The sequence below is a fragment of the Paenibacillus sp. S29 genome, assembly GCF_049319765.1.
GTDB lineage: Bacteria > Bacillota > Bacilli > Paenibacillales > Paenibacillaceae > Paenibacillus > Paenibacillus polymyxa_B.
Genome location: NZ_JBMOUI010000059.1, coordinates 1 through 621, shown reverse-complemented (window position 1 = coordinate 621; position 621 = coordinate 1). Strand labels below are relative to the sequence as shown.

2 tRNA genes and 2 rRNA genes are annotated in these 621 nt (G+C 49.9%); all 4 read right to left on the bottom strand.

What is annotated here, in order from left to right:
- Positions 1–152: ribosomal RNA gene (locus tag ACL9RM_RS26455) — 23S ribosomal RNA — on the bottom strand; the annotation flags it as partial.
- 180 nt (positions 153–332) lie between these two features.
- A tRNA-Ala gene (locus tag ACL9RM_RS26450) sits at positions 333–408 on the bottom strand.
- A 21-nt stretch (positions 409–429) separates the two neighbouring features.
- Positions 430–506: transfer RNA gene (locus ACL9RM_RS26445), tRNA-Ile, on the bottom strand.
- Positions 507–544: 38 nt separating this feature from the next.
- Positions 545–621, bottom strand: a 5S ribosomal RNA gene (gene rrf, locus ACL9RM_RS26440); the annotation flags it as partial.

The following is a 621-nucleotide window of genomic DNA, read 5'->3' as shown; positions in this document are numbered from 1 at the left end:
GTGACTGTCGATGAAGACAGCCGGGTTTCCCCATTCGGACATCCCCGGATCAAAGCTTGCTTACAGCTCCCCGAGGCCTTATCGTTGTTCGCCACGTCCTTCGTCGGCTCCTGGCGCCTAGGCATCCTCCGTGTGCTCTTTGTAGCTTAACCTAGTATTTACATCGTAAATACGATTTGCTCTGAATTTCGGTTCAACACTTACGTGTGAATGAAATTCAAGGCAGCTACCTTTATTTCACTTGTTTACACAAGATCAGCTTAAAGGAATATTCTAAAACGCAATTTCGTTTCGGTATCCAGTTTTCAAGGTGCAATGAAAATAAATCTTTTTGGTGGAGCCAAGCGGGATCGAACCGCTGACCTCCTGCTTGCAAGGCAGGCGCTCTCCCAGCTGAGCTATGGCCCCAAAAGGAAATATAAAGTTATATGGTGGGCCCTAGTGGACTCGAACCACCGACCTCACCCTTATCAGGGGTGCGCTCTAACCAGCTGAGCTAAGGGCCCATAATAAACCACCAAAGAAGTTCTTCTTTAGTGGTTGCGCTTGGCGACGTCCTACTCTCCCAGGACCCTGCGGTCCAAGTACCATCGGCGCTGGAGGGCTTAACGGTCGTGTTCG